25 protein-coding genes are annotated in these 17,730 nt (G+C 61.4%); 24 read left to right on the top strand and 1 reads right to left on the bottom strand.

All coding sequences use genetic code 11. The annotated features are described in order from the left end of the window. Positions 1-6: 6 nt before the first annotated feature. The 22 genes from rplP to bfr all read left to right on the top strand — a co-directional run bounded on the left by rplP (position 7) and on the right by bfr (position 12,745). Positions 7-420 carry a 50S ribosomal protein L16 gene (rplP, locus tag ACYRGX_RS00700; protein WP_028238758.1) on the top strand — a complete coding sequence of 138 codons (414 nt, stop codon included), beginning with the start codon at positions 7-9 and terminating at the stop codon, positions 418-420. After that, complete coding sequence (gene rpmC / locus ACYRGX_RS00695; protein ID WP_003093720.1) at positions 420-611, top strand: 50S ribosomal protein L29; 192 nt, start codon at positions 420-422, stop codon at positions 609-611. The genes rplP and rpmC overlap by 1 nt, the downstream gene beginning before the upstream one ends. A gap of 2 nt (positions 612-613) precedes the next feature. Beyond that, entirely contained in the window at positions 614-880 is a 267-nt protein-coding gene (rpsQ, locus tag ACYRGX_RS00690) for a 30S ribosomal protein S17 (RefSeq protein WP_473054711.1), read from the top strand. A 23-nt stretch (positions 881-903) separates the two neighbouring features. After that, the gene (gene rplN / locus ACYRGX_RS00685) at positions 904-1,272 is read left to right on the top strand and encodes a 50S ribosomal protein L14 (RefSeq protein WP_003448734.1); all 369 of its coding nucleotides are present in this window, start codon (positions 904-906) and stop codon (positions 1,270-1,272) included. Positions 1,273-1,284: 12 nt separating this feature from the next. Further along, positions 1,285-1,599: a 50S ribosomal protein L24 gene (rplX, locus tag ACYRGX_RS00680; RefSeq protein WP_473054710.1), complete on the top strand. Its 315-nt coding sequence runs from the start codon at positions 1,285-1,287 to the stop codon at positions 1,597-1,599. A gap of 18 nt (positions 1,600-1,617) precedes the next feature. Then, on the top strand, positions 1,618-2,157 hold the full coding sequence (gene rplE, locus ACYRGX_RS00675) for a 50S ribosomal protein L5 (protein WP_473054709.1): 540 nt from the start codon (positions 1,618-1,620) through the stop codon (positions 2,155-2,157). 12 nt (positions 2,158-2,169) lie between these two features. Further along, the gene (rpsN, locus tag ACYRGX_RS00670; protein WP_473054708.1) at positions 2,170-2,475 is read left to right on the top strand and encodes a 30S ribosomal protein S14; all 306 of its coding nucleotides are present in this window, start codon (positions 2,170-2,172) and stop codon (positions 2,473-2,475) included. A gap of 176 nt (positions 2,476-2,651) precedes the next feature. Further along, a complete protein-coding gene (rpsH, locus tag ACYRGX_RS00665; RefSeq protein ID WP_473054707.1) occupies positions 2,652-3,044 on the top strand; it encodes a 30S ribosomal protein S8 in 393 nt (130 codons plus the stop codon). Positions 3,045-3,057: 13 nt separating this feature from the next. Further along, positions 3,058-3,591, top strand: a complete 534-nt coding sequence (gene rplF / locus ACYRGX_RS00660; RefSeq protein ID WP_473054706.1) for a 50S ribosomal protein L6 — start codon at positions 3,058-3,060, stop codon at positions 3,589-3,591. 10 nt (positions 3,592-3,601) lie between these two features. After that, on the top strand, positions 3,602-3,952 hold the full coding sequence (gene rplR / locus ACYRGX_RS00655) for a 50S ribosomal protein L18 (protein WP_473054705.1): 351 nt from the start codon (positions 3,602-3,604) through the stop codon (positions 3,950-3,952). Between the two features lies 1 nt (position 3,953). Beyond that, positions 3,954-4,481, top strand: coding sequence for a 30S ribosomal protein S5 (gene rpsE, locus ACYRGX_RS00650; protein ID WP_473054704.1), 528 nt, complete (start codon positions 3,954-3,956; stop codon positions 4,479-4,481). Next, positions 4,481-4,660 carry a 50S ribosomal protein L30 gene (rpmD, locus tag ACYRGX_RS00645; protein ID WP_473054703.1) on the top strand — a complete coding sequence of 60 codons (180 nt, stop codon included), beginning with the start codon at positions 4,481-4,483 and terminating at the stop codon, positions 4,658-4,660. Before rpsE ends, rpmD begins: the two co-directional genes overlap by 1 nt. Positions 4,661-4,664: 4 nt before the next feature. Next, on the top strand, positions 4,665-5,099 hold the full coding sequence (gene rplO, locus ACYRGX_RS00640) for a 50S ribosomal protein L15 (RefSeq protein ID WP_473054702.1): 435 nt from the start codon (positions 4,665-4,667) through the stop codon (positions 5,097-5,099). After that, positions 5,100-6,428: a preprotein translocase subunit SecY gene (gene secY / locus ACYRGX_RS00635; RefSeq protein WP_473054701.1), complete on the top strand. Its 1,329-nt coding sequence runs from the start codon at positions 5,100-5,102 to the stop codon at positions 6,426-6,428. A gap of 24 nt (positions 6,429-6,452) precedes the next feature. Continuing rightward, positions 6,453-6,569 carry a 50S ribosomal protein L36 gene (rpmJ, locus tag ACYRGX_RS00630; protein WP_003281814.1) on the top strand — a complete coding sequence of 39 codons (117 nt, stop codon included), beginning with the start codon at positions 6,453-6,455 and terminating at the stop codon, positions 6,567-6,569. Between the two features lie 130 nt (positions 6,570-6,699). Further along, positions 6,700-7,056: a 30S ribosomal protein S13 gene (gene rpsM / locus ACYRGX_RS00625; RefSeq protein ID WP_473054700.1), complete on the top strand. Its 357-nt coding sequence runs from the start codon at positions 6,700-6,702 to the stop codon at positions 7,054-7,056. A 30-nt stretch (positions 7,057-7,086) separates the two neighbouring features. Then, a complete protein-coding gene (gene rpsK, locus ACYRGX_RS00620; RefSeq protein WP_068387654.1) occupies positions 7,087-7,476 on the top strand; it encodes a 30S ribosomal protein S11 in 390 nt (129 codons plus the stop codon). Positions 7,477-7,492: 16 nt separating this feature from the next. Beyond that, the gene (gene rpsD, locus ACYRGX_RS00615) at positions 7,493-8,113 is read left to right on the top strand and encodes a 30S ribosomal protein S4 (protein ID WP_473054699.1); all 621 of its coding nucleotides are present in this window, start codon (positions 7,493-7,495) and stop codon (positions 8,111-8,113) included. Between the two features lie 22 nt (positions 8,114-8,135). Next, complete coding sequence (locus tag ACYRGX_RS00610; protein WP_473054698.1) at positions 8,136-9,137, top strand: DNA-directed RNA polymerase subunit alpha; 1,002 nt, start codon at positions 8,136-8,138, stop codon at positions 9,135-9,137. Between the two features lie 46 nt (positions 9,138-9,183). Continuing rightward, positions 9,184-9,570, top strand: coding sequence for a 50S ribosomal protein L17 (gene rplQ, locus ACYRGX_RS00605; protein ID WP_473054697.1), 387 nt, complete (start codon positions 9,184-9,186; stop codon positions 9,568-9,570). Between the two features lie 169 nt (positions 9,571-9,739). Then, complete coding sequence (gene katG / locus ACYRGX_RS00600; protein ID WP_473054696.1) at positions 9,740-12,022, top strand: catalase/peroxidase HPI; 2,283 nt, start codon at positions 9,740-9,742, stop codon at positions 12,020-12,022. A gap of 258 nt (positions 12,023-12,280) precedes the next feature. Then, positions 12,281-12,745: a bacterioferritin gene (bfr, locus tag ACYRGX_RS00595; RefSeq protein ID WP_473054695.1), complete on the top strand. Its 465-nt coding sequence runs from the start codon at positions 12,281-12,283 to the stop codon at positions 12,743-12,745. Between the two features lie 62 nt (positions 12,746-12,807). Here the strand turns inward: bfr and uvrA are convergent, their stop codons facing one another. Next, positions 12,808-15,639 (bottom strand): excinuclease ABC subunit UvrA, encoded by a 2,832-nt coding sequence (gene uvrA / locus ACYRGX_RS00590; protein WP_473054694.1) that lies wholly within the window; start codon positions 15,637-15,639, stop codon positions 12,808-12,810. 188 nt (positions 15,640-15,827) lie between these two features. Between uvrA and ACYRGX_RS00585 the strand changes: the two genes are divergently transcribed. Continuing rightward, complete coding sequence (locus ACYRGX_RS00585) at positions 15,828-17,216, top strand: MFS transporter (RefSeq protein ID WP_473054693.1); 1,389 nt, start codon at positions 15,828-15,830, stop codon at positions 17,214-17,216. Between the two features lie 15 nt (positions 17,217-17,231). Next, the gene (locus tag ACYRGX_RS00580; protein WP_473054692.1) at positions 17,232-17,723 is read left to right on the top strand and encodes a single-stranded DNA-binding protein; all 492 of its coding nucleotides are present in this window, start codon (positions 17,232-17,234) and stop codon (positions 17,721-17,723) included. The last annotated feature ends 7 nt before the right edge of the window (positions 17,724-17,730 follow it).

Genomic DNA, 17,730 nt, shown 5'->3' with positions numbered 1-17,730 from the left:
CGCAAAATGCTGCAACCCAAGCGTACAAAATTCCGCAAGCAGATGACCGGTCACAACCGTGGCCTGGCTCAGCGCGGTAGCAAAGTGAGCTTCGGCGAATTTGCGCTGAAGTCGGTTTCCCGTGGTCGTCTGACCGCTCGCCAGATCGAAGCTGCACGTCGTGCGCTGACTCGTCACGTCAAGCGTGGCGGCAAGATCTGGATCCGCGTATTCCCCGACAAGCCTGTCACCAAGAAGCCCCTCGAAGTTCGTATGGGTAAAGGTAAGGGTAACGTCGAGTACTGGGTAGCCCAGATTCAACCGGGCAAGGTGCTCTACGAAATCGAGGGTGTTTCCGAAGAGCTGGCGCGTGAGGCTTTCGCCCTGGCTGCTGCGAAGCTGCCGCTCGCCACCTCCTTTGTTAAGCGGACGGTGATGTGATGAAAGCGAATGAACTTCGGGAAAAATCCGTTGAGCAACTGAACGAGCAACTGCTCGGTCTGTTGCGCGACCAGTTCAATCTGCGCATGCAGAAAGCAACCGGTCAGCTGGGGCAGTCTCACCTGCTCTCGCAAGTGAAGCGCGACATCGCTCGCGTCAAGACTGTGCTCAACCAGCAGGCAGGTAAGTGAACATGGCTGAAGCTCAGAAAACCGTTCGTACGCTGACCGGCATCGTCGTCAGCGACAAGATGGACAAAACCATCACCGTTCTGATCGAGCGTCGCGTCAAGCACCCGATCTACGGCAAATACGTGAAGCGTTCGACCAAGCTGCACGCCCACGACGAAACCAACCAGTGCAAGATCGGCGACAAGGTCACCATTCGTGAGACCCGTCCCGTCGCCAAGTCCAAGTGCTGGGCGCTGGTTGATGTCGTCGAGCGCGCGGTGGAAGTCTAAAAGGCTAAGGGTCGGAGAAAGTTATGATTCAGACTCAATCCATGCTCGACGTCGCCGACAACAGTGGTGCTCGTCGCGTCATGTGCATCAAGGTGCTTGGCGGCTCGCATCGTCGTTACGCCGGCATCGGTGACATCATCAAGGTGACCGTCAAGGAAGCCATCCCGCGCGGCAAGGTCAAAAAAGGCCAGGTCATGACCGCGGTTGTCGTCCGTACCAAGCACGGCGTACGCCGTCCTGACGGTTCCATCATTCGCTTCGACGGCAATGCCGCGGTTCTGCTGAACAACAAGCAGGAACCCATCGGTACCCGTATCTTCGGGCCCGTGACCCGTGAGCTTCGTTCCGAGAAGTTCATGAAGATCGTCTCGCTCGCACCCGAAGTGCTGTAAGGAGAAGGCGTCATGCAAAAGATTCGTCGCGACGACGAGATCATCGTCATCGCCGGTAAAGACAAGGGCAAGCGTGGCAAGGTGCTCAAGATGCTCGCCGACGACCGTCTGGTCGTCGCTGGCGTCAACCTGGTGAAGCGCCACACCAAGCCGAACCCGATGGCTGGCGTTCAGGGTGGGATCGTCGAGAAGGAGGCCCCGTTGCACATCTCCAACGTGGCCATCTTCAACGCCGAAACCAACAAGGCCGATCGCATCGGCTTCAAGGTCGAGGACGGTAAGAAGATTCGTGTCTTCAAGTCCACCCAGAAGCCGGTTGGCGCTTGAGCATACAGGTAGATCACCATGGCACGACTTAAAGAGATTTACCGGAAGGAAATCGCGCCCAAGCTGAAGGATGAACTGAAGCTGGCCAACGTGATGGAAGTTCCGCGCATCACCAAGATCACCCTGAACATGGGTCTGGGCGAAGCGATCGGTGACAAGAAGATCATCGACAACGCAGTAGCCGATCTTGAAAAGATCACCGGCCAGAAGGTCGTGGTCACCCACGCTCGCAAATCGGTTGCCGGCTTCAAGGTCCGTGAGGGCTGGCCGATCGGCGTGAAGGTTACCCTTCGCCGTGACCGGATGTACGAGTTCCTGGATCGTCTGCTGTCGATCTCCCTGCCGCGCGTGCGCGACTTCCGTGGTCTGAACGCCAAGTCGTTCGACGGCCGCGGTAACTACAGCATGGGCGTGAAAGAGCAGATCATCTTCCCGGAAATCGATTACGACAAGATCGATGCGCTGCGTGGTCTGGATATCACCCTGACCACCACCGCCCGTACCGACGAAGAAGGCCGTGCGCTGCTGCGCGCGTTCAACTTCCCCTTCCGCAACTGATCGGAGCAGGAAATGGCCAAGCAGAGCATGAAAAACCGCGAGCTGAAGCGTCAGCAGACGGTTGCCAAGTACGCCAAAAAGCGTGCTGAACTCAAAGCCACCATCGTCAGCCCGAACAGCACTCCGGAAGAGCGTTGGGCCGCACAGGTCGCACTGCAGAAGCAGCCGCGTGATGCCAGCGCATCGCGCCTGCGTAATCGCTGCCGTCTGACCGGTCGTCCCCACGGCGTCTATCGCAAGTTCGGCCTGTCGCGCAACATGCTGCGCCAGGCTGCCATGCGCGGCGACGTACCGGGTCTGGTCAAGGCCAGCTGGTAAGCGAACGTCGGAGTCGGGTTCGCTCGGCTCCTCGTTGTATGAATCAAGCCCCTTATGGGGCTTGATTCATTTCTGCCCCGTCTCTAGAATACCCGGCTCGCCCGAGCCTGTGTCTTTTGCTGGTGGGGTGGCACGAGGCCGAAAGGCCCTTTTATTGTTTCAGGAGCAATTAGCCCATGAGTATGCAGGACCCGTTAGCGGACATGCTAACTCGTATCCGTAATGCCCAGATGGCTGAGAAGACCGTGGTTAGCATGCCGTCTTCCAAGCTGAAGGTGGCAGTTGCCAACGTTCTCAAGAGCGAAGGCTACATTACCGGATACCAGGTCAGCAGCGAGGCCAAGCCGCAGCTGTCCATCGAGCTCAAGTACTTCGAAGGCCGTCCGGTCATCGAAGAGCTCAAGCGCACCAGCCGTCCTGGTCTGCGCCAGTACAAATCCGTAGACCAGCTGCCGAAAGTTCGTGGCGGCCTGGGTGTCTCGATCGTCTCCACCAACAAAGGTGTGATGACTGATCGCGCTGCACGCGCCGCTGGCGTGGGTGGCGAAGTGCTCTGCACCGTGTTCTAAGGGGGGGTCAAGCATGTCTCGCGTTGCTAAGAACCCCGTCAAACTGCCCGCCGGCGTCGAAGTCAAGATGGACGGCCAGCAGCTCTCGGTGAAGGGTGCCAAAGGCGCTCTGGATCTGGTTGTCCATCCTTCCGTGGAAGTTACCCAGGAAGCTGGTGAGCTGCGTTTCGCTGCTCGCAATGGCGATCAGCAGAACAAGGCCATGGCCGGGACCACCCGCGCGCTGGTCAACAACATGGTGATCGGTGTCAGCCAGGGCTTCGAGCGCAAGCTGCAGCTCGTCGGCGTTGGTTACAAAGCTCAGGCCAAGGGTGAAATTCTCAACCTGGCGCTCGGCTTCTCCCACCCGATCGACTACAAGCTCCCTCAGGGCATCTCTGCCGAGACCCCCAGCCAGACCGACATCCTGATCAAGGGTATCGACAAGCAGCTGGTTGGTCAGGTGGCCGCTGAAATCCGCGATTACCGTCGTCCCGAGCCGTACAAAGGCAAAGGCGTGCGTTATGCGGACGAAGTCGTCCTTCGCAAAGAAGCCAAGAAAAAGTAGGGCATAGCAAATGAGCGTAAAGAAAGAAACTCGTCTGCGTCGCGCTCGCAAGGCACGCCTGAAGATGCGCGAGCTGGAAAACGTACGCCTTTGCGTGTACCGCTCCTCCCAGCACATCTACGCCCAGGTCCTCTCGGCCGACGGCGGCAAGGTCCTGGCCAGCGCCTCGACCCTGGACAAGGAACTGCGCGAAGGCGCTACCGGCAACGTCGAAGCGGCCAAGAAAGTTGGTCAGCTGGTCGCCGAGCGTGCCAAGGCGGCTGGCGTCACCCGCGTGGCGTTCGACCGTTCTGGCTTCAAGTACCACGGTCGTGTGAAAGCGCTGGCCGATGCTGCTCGTGAAGGCGGGCTGGAGTTCTAAGATGGCAAATCACGAGCAAAGACGCGATCGCGACAACCGCGACGACAGCCGCGACGAAGGCTACATCGAGAAACTGGTTCAGGTTAACCGCGTTGCCAAGACCGTGAAGGGTGGCCGTATCTTCACCTTCACCGCACTGACCGTGGTCGGTGATGGCAAAGGTCGCGTCGGCTTCGGCCGTGGCAAGTCCCGCGAAGTGCCTGCGGCCATCCAGAAAGCGATGGAAGCTGCACGCCGTAACATGATCCAGGTGGACCTCAACGGTACCACGCTGCAGTACCCGATTCGCTCGGCCCATGGCGCCTCCAAGGTGTTCATGCAGCCGGCTTCCGAAGGTACCGGGATCATCGCCGGCGGCGCCATGCGTGCCGTTCTCGAAGTGGCTGGCGTGCAGAACGTGCTGGCCAAGTGCTACGGCTCGACCAACCCGGTCAACGTCGTGCATGCCACCTTCGAAGGTCTCAAAGCCATGCAGTCCCCGAACTCGGTGGCAGCCAAGCGTGGCAAGAGCGTCGAGGAGATTCTCTGATGGCTAACACCGTCAAAGTGACTCTGATCAAGAGCACCAATGGCCGTCTGGCCAATCACAAAGCCTGCGTCAAAGGTCTCGGCCTGCGTCGTATCGGTCATACCGTCGAGGTTCTGGATACTCCGGAAAACCGCGGCATGATCAACAAGGCTCACTACCTGCTTCGTGTGGAGGGCTGATTCCATGCAACTGAACGATCTGCGTTCCGCGCCGGGTGCCCGTCGCGAAAAGCATCGCCCCGGTCGTGGTATCGGTAGCGGTCTGGGTAAGACCGGTGGCCGTGGTCACAAGGGTCTGACCTCGCGCTCCGGCGGCAAGGTGGCTCCGGGCTTCGAGGGTGGTCAGCAGCCGCTGCATCGCCGTCTGCCGAAGTTCGGCTTCGTCTCCCTGAAAGCCATGGACCGTGCCGAAGTGCGTACTTCGGAACTGGCCAAGGTCGAAGGTGGCGTTGTCACCCTGCAGGCGCTCAAAGATGCGAACGTCATCAATCGCAGCGTCCAGCGCGTCAAGCTGGTGCTGTCTGGTGAAGTGGCCGGCGCATTTACCCTGAAAGGCATCGGCGCCACCAAAGGTGCGCGCGCTGCCGTTGAAGCCGCTGGCGGCAAGTTCGAGGACTAAATGGCTAAGCAAGGTGCTCTCTCCGCGCTCAGCAATGGCGGGTTGTCCGAACTCTGGGCTCGTCTGCGTTTCCTGTTGATGGCGATCATCGTCTATCGAATAGGTGCGCACATCCCGGTGCCCGGTATCAACCCTGACCGGCTGGCCGACCTGTTTCGACAGAACGAGGGGACCATTCTTAGCCTGTTCAACATGTTTTCCGGCGGCGCGCTGGAGCGGATGAGCATCTTTGCACTGGGGATCATGCCGTACATCTCGGCATCGATCATCATGCAGTTGATGACCGCCGTCAGCCCGCAGTTGGAACAGTTGAAAAAGGAAGGGGAAGCTGGCCGTCGCAAGATCAGCCAGTACACCCGCTACCTGACGCTCGTGCTGGCGTTGGTTCAGGCTGTCGGCATGTCCGTCGGTCTGGCTACCCAGCAGGTGGCTTTCTCCACCGGCTTCAGCTTCTACTTCGTGGCCGTCACTACCTTCGTGGCAGGGGCGATGTTCATGATGTGGCTCGGTGAGCAGATCACCGAGCGGGGTGTCGGCAACGGCATCTCGATGCTGATCTTCGCCGGGATCGTGGCTGGCTTGCCGCGGGCGATCGGGCAGTCCTTCGAGTCGGCGCGGCAGGGCGATATCAACATTATCGCGCTGCTCGCCATCGCACTTCTGGCGGTTGCCATCATCGGTTTCGTGGTGTTCATCGAGCGTGGTCAGCGGCGCATCGCCGTGCACTACGCCAAGCGTCAGCAGGGCCGCAAGGTCTATGCTGCGCAGACCAGCCACCTGCCGCTGAAGGTAAACATGGCCGGTGTCATTCCGGCCATTTTCGCCAGCAGCATCCTGCTCTTCCCGGCTTCGCTCGGGCAGTGGTTCGGTCAGTCCGAGAATATGGGCTGGCTGCAGGATGTCGCCCAGGCCATCGCGCCCGGGCAGCCCTTGAACATCTTGCTGTTTAGCGCAGGGATCATTTTCTTCTGCTTCTTCTACACGGCGCTGATGTTCAACCCGAAGGACGTGGCGGAAAACCTGAAGAAGTCCGGTGCCTTCATTCCGGGCATTCGGCCGGGTGAGCAGTCCGCGCGCTATATCGATGGCGTGCTGACTCGTCTGACCCTGTTCGGAGCCCTGTACATTACCGGCGTTTGCCTGCTGCCGCAGTTTTTGGTGGTCGCAGCCAACGTACCGTTCTACCTCGGCGGGACCTCGCTGCTGATCGTCGTCGTGGTCGTGATGGATTTCATGGCCCAGGTGCAGTCGCACCTCGTATCGCACCAGTACGATTCCCTCATGAAGAAAGCGAACCTGAAGGGCTACGGCAGCGGCATGCTGCGCTGACCCGTAAGGTTCTAGGAGCTAGAAATGAAAGTTCGTGCATCGGTGAAGAAGCTGTGCCGCAACTGCAAGATCATTCGTCGCGACGGCGTCGTGCGCGTGATCTGCAGCGCGGAGCCGCGCCACAAACAGCGCCAAGGCTGAGTGTGGTCTAGCTAGATAACCCGGCAGCTAGTGTGCTGCCGGGTTGTATATTTGTTACTACAGCGATAATATCTCGCGCCCTTTTCTTGGCTTCCGGGGCGCAGGTAGCTGTCAATTGGAGTTCCACTGAATGGCCCGTATTGCAGGCGTCAACATTCCAGATAACAAGCACACTGTTATCTCGCTGACCTACATCTACGGTGTTGGTCGCACCAAGGCGCAGAACATCTGCGCTGCCACCGGCGTTAATCCGGCGGCAAAGATCAAGGATCTGTCCGACGAACAGATCGAGCAGCTGCGTGGCGAAGTCGCCAAGCTCACCACCGAAGGTGACCTGCGCCGCGAAATCAACATGAACATCAAGCGCCTGATGGACCTGGGTTGCTACCGTGGTCTGCGTCACCGTCGCGGCTTGCCCGTGCATGGTCAGCGCACCAAGACCAACGCCCGCACCCGTAAGGGTCCGCGTAAGCCGATCCGCAAGTAATTGCGTTCGCGAATCGACAGGAATTAAGTCATGGCTAAGCCCGCAGCTCGTCCTCGCAAGAAAGTCAAAAAGACAGTGGTGGATGGCATCGCCCATATCCACGCGTCTTTCAATAACACCATCATCACCATCACCGATCGCCAGGGTAACGCGCTTTCCTGGGCCACCTCCGGTGGTTCCGGTTTCCGTGGCTCGCGTAAGAGCACCCCGTTCGCAGCCCAGGTGGCCGCTGAGCGCGCCGGTCAGGCCGCTCTGGAATACGGTCTGAAGAACCTCGACGTCAACGTCAAGGGTCCCGGTCCGGGTCGCGAATCCGCCGTGCGTGCATTGAACGCATGTGGCTACAAGATCGCCAGCATCACCGACGTGACGCCTATCCCGCATAACGGGTGCCGTCCGCCGAAGAAGCGTCGCGTGTAATAGGAGACAGTGAGAAATGGCTCGTTACATTGGTCCCAAGTGCAAACTGTCTCGCCGTGAAGGCACCGATCTCTTCCTGAAGAGTGGTGCGCGCGCGCTCGAATCCAAGTGCAAGGCTGAGCAGGTCCCCGGTCAGCATGGCGCCCGTCGTGGTCGCCTGTCCGACTACGGCACCCAGCTGCGCGAGAAGCAGAAAGTCCGTCGTATGTACGGCGTTCTCGAGCGCCAGTTCAGCGGTTACTACAAGGAAGCTGCCCGTCGTAAGGGCGCTACCGGTGAGAACCTGCTGCAGCTGCTCGAATGCCGTCTGGACAACGTGATCTACCGTATGGGCTTTGGTGCCACCCGCGCCGAATCCCGTCAGCTGGTGTCGCACAAAGCGATCACCGTCAACGGCCAGACCGTGAACATCCCGTCCTTCCAGGTGAAAGCCGGTGACGTGGTTGCCATTCGCGAGAAAGCCAAGAACCAGCTGCGTATCGCCCAGGCTCTCGATCTCTGCGCTCAGCGCGGCCGCGTCGAGTGGGTCGAGGTCGATAGCGAGAAGAAATCCGGCGTGTTCAAGAGCGTGCCGGCTCGTAGTGATCTGTCCGCCGACATCAACGAAAACCTGATTGTCGAGCTCTACTCCAAGTAAGGGCTAGAAAATAGGTGTATCCATGCAGAGTTCGGTAAATGAGTTCCTGACCCCGCGTCACATCGACGTACAGGCGGTCAGTCAAACCCGCGCCAAGATCACCCTCGAGCCTCTCGAGCGTGGTTTTGGCCACACCCTGGGCAACGCGCTGCGTCGCATCCTGTTGTCCTCCATGCCCGGCTGCGCTGTGGTCGAGGCCGAGATCGACGGCGTACTCCACGAGTACAGCGCCATCGAGGGCGTCCAGGAGGACGTCATCGAGATCCTGCTGAACCTCAAGGGTCTGGCGATCAAGCTGCACGGCCGCGATGAAGTCACGCTGAGCCTGAGCAAGAAGGGTGCCGGCGTTGTTACCGCCGCCGATATTCAGCTGGATCACGATGTCGAAATCGTCAACGGTGACCACGTCATCGCCAACCTGGCGGACAACGGCGCACTGAACATGAAGCTGAAGGTGTCGCGCGGTCGGGGTTACGAGCCCGCCGATGCGCGCCAGGAAGAGGAAGACGAAAGCCGTTCCATCGGCCGTCTGCAGCTCGATGCTTCGTTCAGCCCCGTCCGCCGCGTGGCTTACGTCGTGGAGAACGCCCGCGTCGAACAGCGCACCAACCTGGACAAGCTGGTCATCGATCTGGAGACCAACGGCACCCTCGATCCCGAAGAGGCCATTCGCCGCGCCGCGACCATCCTGCAGCAGCAGTTGGCCGCGTTCGTCGACCTCAAGGGTGACAGCGAGCCGGTCGTGGTCGAGCAGGAAGACGAGATCGATCCGATCCTGCTGCGCCCGGTCGACGACCTGGAGCTGACCGTCCGTTCGGCCAACTGCCTGAAGGCTGAGAACATCTACTACATCGGTGACCTGATCCAGCGCACCGAAGTGGAGTTGCTCAAGACGCCGAACCTGGGCAAGAAGTCCCTGACCGAAATCAAGGACGTGCTGGCCTCGCGTGGTCTGTCCCTCGGCATGCGCCTCGACAACTGGCCGCCGGCAAGCCTGAAGAAGGACGATAAGGCCACGGCCTGATTCGTCCCTGATCACCGAACTCAACGTTTGGTAAGGAATTTCAATCATGCGTCATCGTAAAAGTGGCCGTCACCTGAGCCGCACCAGCGCCCACCGCAAGGCCATGTTCCAGAACATGGCGGTGTCGCTGTTCGAGCACGAACTGATCAAGACCACCCTGCCCAAAGCCAAGGAACTGCGTCGCGTTGCCGAGCCGCTGATCACCCTGGCTAAGGAAGACAGCGTCGCCAACCGTCGCCTGGCCTTCGATCGTACTCGTTCGAAAGCGGCCGTAGGCAAGCTGTTCAACGATCTGGGCAAGCGCTACGCCAACCGTCAGGGCGGCTACCTGCGTATCCTGAAGTGCGGTTTCCGTCCGGGCGACAACGCCCCGATGGCCTACGTCGAGCTGGTTGACCGCCCGGTCACCGGTGAGGTCGTTGCCGCCGAATAAGCGGATCGCGCTACAACAAGAAGCCGGGCCTAGCGCCCGGCTTTTTGTTGTCTTGGATAATGATTTTTTCTATCGAGCACGTTTATTCAATAAATTATATCTCTGCTTGGCATTCTTCTAGACTCCCTACATCTGCCGTTAGCCGGCCTGAGCACGAGAGGAGTAAGACATGAGCCAGTCGAGCGAGAGTAAATGCCCGTTTTCCGGGGCCGCGATTCCGGACGCACCCAAGCACACCTCGGGCAGCGGAACCTCCAACCTGGACTGGTGGCCGCAGCAGTTGCGCGTAGACCTGTTGCATCAGCACTCGGCCAAATCCAATCCGCTCGGCGAAGGCTTCGATTACGCCGATGCGTTCAAGCAACTCGATTACGAAGGTCTCAAGCGTGACCTGCGGGCGCTGATGACCGACTCGCAGGACTGGTGGCCTGCCGACTTCGGGCACTATGGTCCGCTGTTCATCCGCATGGCCTGGCACAGCGCCGGTACCTATCGCATTGGCGATGGGCGTGGGGGTGCCGGGCGCGGGCAGCAGCGCTTCGCGCCGCTCAACAGCTGGCCTGACAATGTGAGTCTGGACAAGGCTCGGCGCCTCTTGTGGCCGATCAAGCGGAAGTACGGGCAGAGCATTTCCTGGGCCGATCTCATGATCCTCACCGGTAACGTTGCCCTGGAAACCATGGGCTTTCGCACGTTCGGCTTCGCCGGTGGGCGGGCGGATACCTGGGAGCCGGATCAGGACGTTTACTGGGGTGCGGAAAAGACCTGGTTGGGTACCGATCTGCGTTATGGCAAGAACCAGAAGGACGATGATGCCGTGCTGGTCGCCGACGCCGAGGCGCACGGCCACGAGCATGAGCGCAACGAGGCAGGACGTAACCTGGAGCGTCCGTTGGGCGCTACGACCATGGGCCTCATCTACGTTAACCCCGAAGGACCCGAGGGAGTGCCTGATCCCATCGCCGCGGCCCATGATATTCGCGAGACGTTCGCGCGCATGGCTATGAACGACGAAGAAACCGTGGCCCTGATCGCTGGCGGCCACACCTTCGGTAAGACTCACGGGGCAGGCCCTGCGGACAATGTGGGCGCCGATCCGGAAGCTTCCGACCTGGAAAGCCAGGGGTTGGGATGGGCCAGCGGCTTCGGCAGCGGCAGGGGGGCGGACACTATCACCAGTGGACTGGAAGTGACCTGGACGCAGACCCCTGCGCAGTGGAGCAACTTCTTCTTCGAGAACCTGTTCAAATTCGACTGGGAGCTCAGCAAGAGCCCGGCCGGTGCGCATCAATGGGTCGCAAAGGACGCCGAGGCGATCATCCCGGACGCCCATGACCCGTCCAAGAAGCGTCTGCCGACGATGCTGACCACGGACCTCTCGCTACGCTTCGATCCGGCCTACGAGAAGATTTCCCGGCGTTTCCTGGAGAATCCCCAGGCGTTCGCCGAAGCCTTCGCCCGCGCCTGGTTCAAGCTGACTCACCGAGACCTGGGGCCGAAGTCTCGCTACCTTGGCCCGGAGGTCCCTTTCGAGGATCTGATCTGGCAGGATCCGCTGCCGGCTGTCGAGCACGCCCTCGTCGACGCTGCCGACGTCATCGCCCTCAAGGCGCGAGTTCTGGCCAGCGGATTGTCCGTTGCGGAACTGGTGGGGACTGCCTGGGCGTCCGCCTCGACCTTCCGGGGCTCGGACAAGCGCGGCGGCGCCAATGGTGCGCGCATTCGTCTGGCTCCGCAGAAGGATTGGGCGGTCAACCAGCCCGAGCAACTGGCCCGCGTGCTGGAAACCCTGGAGCGGGTGCGAGGTGAATTCAATGCATCGACCGGCGGCAAGCGGATATCCCTGGCGGATCTAATCGTCCTGGCCGGTGATGCCGGTGTCGAGGAGGCCGCGCGCCTGGCAGGGCAGACGCTGCAGTTACCCTTCAATCCGGGGCGGGTGGATGCAGCGCAGGCGCAGACCGATGTGGAGTCCTTCGCGGTGCTCGAGCCACTCGCCGACGGTTTCCGTAATTACCTCAAGGGTGCGACGGGCGTTCCGGCCGAGCATCAGTTGATCGACAAGGCGCAGTTGTTGACGCTGACCGCGCCCGAGCTGACGGTATTGCTGGGTGGCCTGCGTGCCATCAATATCAACGTCGGTGGTGCTATGCATGGCGTTCTGACCGAGCGTCCCGGCGTACTGAGCAATGACTTTTTCGTCAATCTGTTGGATATGGGCACCGTTTGGAAAGCGGTCTCCGAGGATCGCAACCTGTTCGAAGGGCGCGATCGCAGCTCCGGCGAGAAAAAGTGGAGAGCCACCCGCGCCGATCTGGTATTCGGTTCCAACTCGATCCTCCGGGCGCAGGCGGAAGTCTATGCGAGCAGCGATGCGCAGCAGAAGTTCGTTGCCGATTTCGCCGCAGCCTGGATCAAAGTGATGCACCTGGATCGCTTCGACCTCGCCTGACCTCGCGCACGGGCTACGGAAGGGCTGCCGAGAGGCAGCCCTTCTCGTTTGCGCCTACGGTTGCGAGCCATTTCATGGCCGATTTCCGCTGGACTGGGAATCGATCTTGATAGCGTTGCGCAATAGGGGCGTTTTCCCCGAAGAAAGCCGTAGATAAGCCCCCGTTTTTTCGTTTTTTACCTCCTTTGCGGTTGCCTTGCCGCGCTCTGCGGCGCAGCATATCCGCCATCGCGACGGGTATTTCGGAGGGACGCACCCATGCAAGGCAATCCGCAGGTCATCGGTTACTTCATCGACCTTCTCAAGGGAGAGCTGGCCGCTCGTGACCAGTACTTTTTGCATTCGCGGATGTATGCCGACTGGGGGCTGACCGAGCTCTATGAGCGCATCAACCATGAGATGCAGGAAGAGACCGAGCATGCCGATGCGCTGATGCGCCGGATCCTGTTCCTCGAAGGGGCGCCGGATATGACCCCGGAGCCGGTCAACATCGGTCACAGCGTCCCCGAGATGCTGCGCAACGATCTGGCGCTGGAGTATCAGGTGCGTGAAGCGCTGGCGAAGGGCATCGAGCTGTGCGAGCGCTGTGGCGACTACGAAAGCCGCGAGATCCTCGAACGTCAACTCAAGGACACCGAGGAAGACCACGCCTACTGGATCGAGCAACAGTTGGGGCTGATCGACAAGATCGGCCTGCAGAACTACCTGCAGTCGAAGATGTAGACGCTTCTCCTGTGTCATGAAAAAGCCCCGCAAACCGCGGGGCTTTTTCATGCGGCCAACAGTTATTCGCGGTCGCGCTCCAGCAGTGGTTTGAGGAAGTGCCCGGTGTAGGACTGCGGCAGCTCGGCGAGCTGCTCCGGTGTGCCGCTGCCGATGATCTGCCCCCCCTTGGAGCCACCTTCCGGGCCGAGGTCCACCAGCCAGTCGGCGGTCTTGATCACGTCCAGGTTGTGTTCGATGACCACCACCGTATTGCCCTCGTCACGCAGTCGATGCAGTACCACCAACAGTTGCTGGATATCGGCGAAGTGCAGGCCGGTGGTTGGCTCGTCGAGGATGTACAGCGTCTTGCCGGTGCCGCGCTTGGAGAGCTCGCGGGACAGCTTGACGCGCTGCGCCTCGCCGCCGGATAGCGTGGTCGCGCTCTGCCCCAGTTTGATGTAGGACAGGCCCACGTCGATCAGCGTCTGCAGTTTGCGCGCCAGGGCGGGTACGGCATCGAAGAAGGTCCGCGCATCCTCGATGGTCATTTCCAGGACCTCGTGGATGTTCTTGCCCTTGTATTTCACTTCCAGGGTTTCGCGGTTGTAGCGTTTGCCCTTGCAGACGTCGCACGGCACGTAGATGTCCGGCAGGAAGTGCATCTCCACCTTGATTACGCCATCGCCCTGGCAGGCTTCGCAGCGACCGCCCTTGACGTTGAAGGAGAAGCGCCCCGGGCCGTAGCCGCGCGCGCGGGCTTCCGGCACGCCGGAGAACAGCTCGCGGATGGGAGTGAACAATCCGGTATAGGTCGCCGGGTTGGAGCGTGGGGTGCGGCCGATGGGGCTCTGGTCGATGTCCACCACCTTGTCCAGATGCTGCAGGCCGTCGAAGCTGTCGTGGGCAGCGATCTCGAGACTGGTAGCACCGTTCAGCGCGGTGGCGGTGATCGGGAACAGCGTATTGTTGATCAGCGTCGACTTGCCCGAGCCGGACACGCCGGTAATGCAGGTGAGCAGGCCCACCGGAATTTCCAGGTCGACCTTTTGCAGGTTGTTGCCGCGCGCGCCCTTGAGCTTGAGCAGCTTCTTCTTGTCTCGAGGCGTACGCTTGGCTGGGACGACGATCTTCATCCGCCCGGAAAGGTACTTGCCGGTCAGTGAGTCCGGGTGGTCCATCACCTCCTGGGGCGTGCCGGCGGCGATGATCTGACCGCCGTGCACGCCGGCTCCGGGACCGATGTCGATGACGTGGTCGGCGAGACGGATGGCGTCCTCGTCATGCTCGACCACGATCACCGTGTTGCCCAGGTCGCGAAGGTGGGTGAGGGTGCCCAGCAGCCGCTCGTTGTCACGCTGGTGCAGGCCGATGGAGGGCTCGTCGAGGATGTACATCACGCCGACCAGGCCGGCACCGATCTGGCTGGCCAGACGGATCCGCTGGGCTTCGCCTCCGGAAAGGGTGTCCGCGCTGCGGTCGAGGGTCAGGTAGTCCAGGCCGACGTTGACCAGGAATTCGAGGCGTTCACGGATTTCCTTGAGGATCTTGTCGGCGATCTGCCCTTTCTGGCCGCTCAGGCTCAGGCCGCCGAAATAATCGCAAGCATCGCCGACCGGCAGGCGGGTCACCGCCGGCAGGGTCTTCTCGCCGACCCAGACGTGGCGTGCTTCGCGACGCAGGCGGGTGCCGTGACAATCGGGGCAGGGCTGGGTCGACAGGTACTTGGCGAGTTCCTCGCGCACGCTCTGTGACTCCGTCTCGCGATAGCGGCGCTCCAGGTTCGGCAGGATGCCCTCGAAAGGGTGGGCACGGCTGACGATATCGCCACGGTCGTTGAGGTAGCGGAACTCGACGTTGTTGCGTCCGGAGCCCTGCAGGATCAACTTCTGCTGTTCCGCATCGAGCGTGCCGAAGGGCTTCTCCAGGCTGAAGCCGAAGTGCGCGGCCAGCGAGCCGAGCATCTGAAAGTAGTAGACGTTGCGTCGGTCCCAGCCGCGGATGGCGCCCTCGGCCAGGCTGAGTTCGGCGTTGACCACGCGCTTGGCGTCGAAGTACTGCTTCACGCCCAGGCCGTCGCAGGTCGGGCAGGCGCCGGCGGGGTTGTTGAAGGAAAACAGCTTGGGTTCGAGCTCACTGATCGAGTGTCCGCAAACCGGGCAGGCGAAGCGTGCGGAGAAGATGGTTTCTTCTCCCTCACCTTCCATCGGCGCCACCAGGGCGATGCCGTCGGCCAGGCCCAGGGCGGTTTCGAAGGATTCCGCCAGGCGCTGCTGGAGATCGCTACGTACCTTGAAGCGGTCCACCACCACGTCGATGCTGTGCTTCTTCTGCTTGTCCAGCGCGGGTATTTCATCGAGTTCGTAGAGGCGACCGTCGATCCGCGCACGCACGAAGCCCTGGGCGCGCAGTTCGTCGAACACTGCCAGGTGCTCGCCCTTGCGCTCGCGGACGATCGGCGCCAGCAGCATCAGACGAGCACCTTCCTCCATGGCCAACACCTGGTCGACCATCTGGCTGACGGTCTGCGCCTCCAGCGGGATGTCGTGGTCGGGGCAGCGTGGCGTACCCACGCGGGCGTAGAGCAGGCGCAGATAGTCGTAGATCTCGGTGATGGTGCCGACGGTGGAGCGCGGGTTATGCGAGGTGGACTTCTGCTCGATGGAAATCGCCGGTGAAAGGCCTTCGATGGTGTCCACGTCGGGCTTTTCCATCATCGACAGGAACTGCCGCGCGTAGGCCGACAGGGACTCCACGTAGCGCCGCTGGCCTTCGGCATAGAGGGTGTCGAAGGCCAGAGAGGACTTGCCCGAGCCGGACAGCCCGGTGATCACGATGAGGCGATCGCGGGGCAGGGTCAGGTCGATGTTCTTCAGGTTGTGGGTGCGTGCCCCACGAATCAGGATCTTGTCCAAAACGGCCTCGCTGGGCGAGCGGGAAAACCCGCGATTATAGGTCTGTGGCGAATGTCACGGCAAAGCGGAACGGGAGCTGTCTGTCCGGGCCAGGAAACGCGCCTGGGCGGCCATCGCGCCTGCGGCGGGAAGTAATGCAGAGGGTTGACTGCTAGAATCGCCGCCTTGCTTATCAATGGGACAATTCAATGCACGATCCGCACAGCGATAGCATGAGCCCGACAGAGCTGCGTGCGGCCGGCAGCCTGGCGCTGGTGTTCGCCTTCCGCATGCTTGGTATGTTCATGGTGCTGCCGGTCCTGGCGACCTACGGCCAGGATCTGGCCGGCTCTACGCCCGCGCTGATCGGTCTGGCCATCGGTGCCTACGGTCTGACTCAGGCCGTGCTGCAGATTCCCTTCGGCATGCTCTCTGACCGCATCGGGCGGCGTCCGATCATTTTCTTCGGTCTGCTGGTGTTCGCCGCTGGCAGCCTGCTAGCGGCGCAGGCCGATTCGATCTGGGGGGTCATCGCCGGACGCGTGCTGCAGGGCGCCGGGGCGATCTCGGCGGCGATCATGGCCTTGCTGTCGGACCTCACCCGGGAGCAGCACCGTACCAAGGCCATGGCGATGATCGGCATGAGCATCGGCCTGTCGTTCGCCGTGGCGATGGTGCTGGGGCCGGTGATCACCCGTTGGTATGGGTTGAGCGGCTTGTTTCTCGTCACCGCCGCGATGGCGGTGATCGGTATAGGTCTGGTGGCCCTGGTAGTCCCGTCGGCCCCCCGGCAATTGATGCACCGGGAGTCTGCGGTCGCGGGGCAGAACCTGCTGGCCACGCTCAAGCACACGGAACTGCTCAAGCTCGATGCCAGCATTTTCTGTTTGCATGCACTGTTGATGGCCAGTTTCGTGGCCTTGCCGTTGGCCCTGGTGGAGCAGGCCGGGCTGCCGCGCGAGCAGCACTGGTGGGTGTATCTGACCGCGCTGCTGCTGGGCTTCTTCGGCATGGTGCCGTTCATCATCTACGCCGAGAAGCGTCGACGCATGCGCCGGGTGATGATCGGTGCAGTCGCACTGCTGACGGCCTGCGAGCTGTTCTTCTGGGGCTTCGGCGAGCATCTCGGTGCGCTGGTCGCCGGCTGCGTGCTGTTCTTTACGGCGTTCAACCTGCTCGAGGCCTCCCTGCCATCGCTGATCAGCAAGGTGGCACCCGCCGGTGGCAAGGGCACGGCGATGGGGATCTACTCGACCAGCCAGTTTCTCGGTGCTGCGCTGGGCGGCATCCTCGGCGGCTGGCTATTCCAGCATGGTGGATTGTCGGGGGTGTTTTTGGGTTGTGCGCTGCTTGGTGTGATCTGGCTTGGCATTACTGTTACCATGCGTGAACCGCCGTACGTCACCAGTCTGCGCCTGCCGCTGTCGCCTCTCCAGGCGAGCGATGCCGGGCTCACCGAGCGCTTGTTGGCAGTGCCCGGGGTGACGGATGCCCTGATAGCCGACGAGGAGTCGGCCGTCTACGTCAAAGTGGATACCAAAATTATTGATCGCGCTTCCCTGCAACGCCTGCTCGACCCGGCGGCGGGGAACGCTTGAGTCGAGGAGATCGTCATGGCCCGTGGGGTTAACAAAGTCATCCTGGTCGGTAACATCGGTGGCGATCCGGAAACTCGCTACCTGCCCAATGGCAATGCGGTGACCAACGTCACCCTGGCCACCACCGACAGCTGGAAGGACAAGCAGACCGGCCAGCTCCAGGAGCGTACCGAATGGCACCGCGTGGTGTTCTTCGGCAAGGTTGCGGAAATCGCTGGTGAGTACCTGCGCAAGGGTTCGCAATGCTACGTCGAAGGACGCCTGCAGACGCGTAAATGGCAGGGGCAGGACGGCCAGGATCGTTACACCACCGAGATCGTGGTGGACATGGGCGGCACCATGCAGCTGCTCGGTAGCCGTGGTGGCAACGCCGGCGACGACGCCCCCCGTGCGCCGCGTCAGGAGCGTCCGCAGGCCGCACCGCGCCAGGAGCGTCCGCAGCCCTCGCAGCCTGCGCCGCAACCGGCACCGGACTACGACAGCTTCGACGACGACATCCCGTTCTAAGCGCAGG

The organism is Pseudomonas sp. R4-15 (assembly GCF_055768815.1).
The sequence above is the reverse complement of the archived record's forward strand: the minus strand, read 5'-3'. Positions and strand labels throughout refer to the sequence as shown.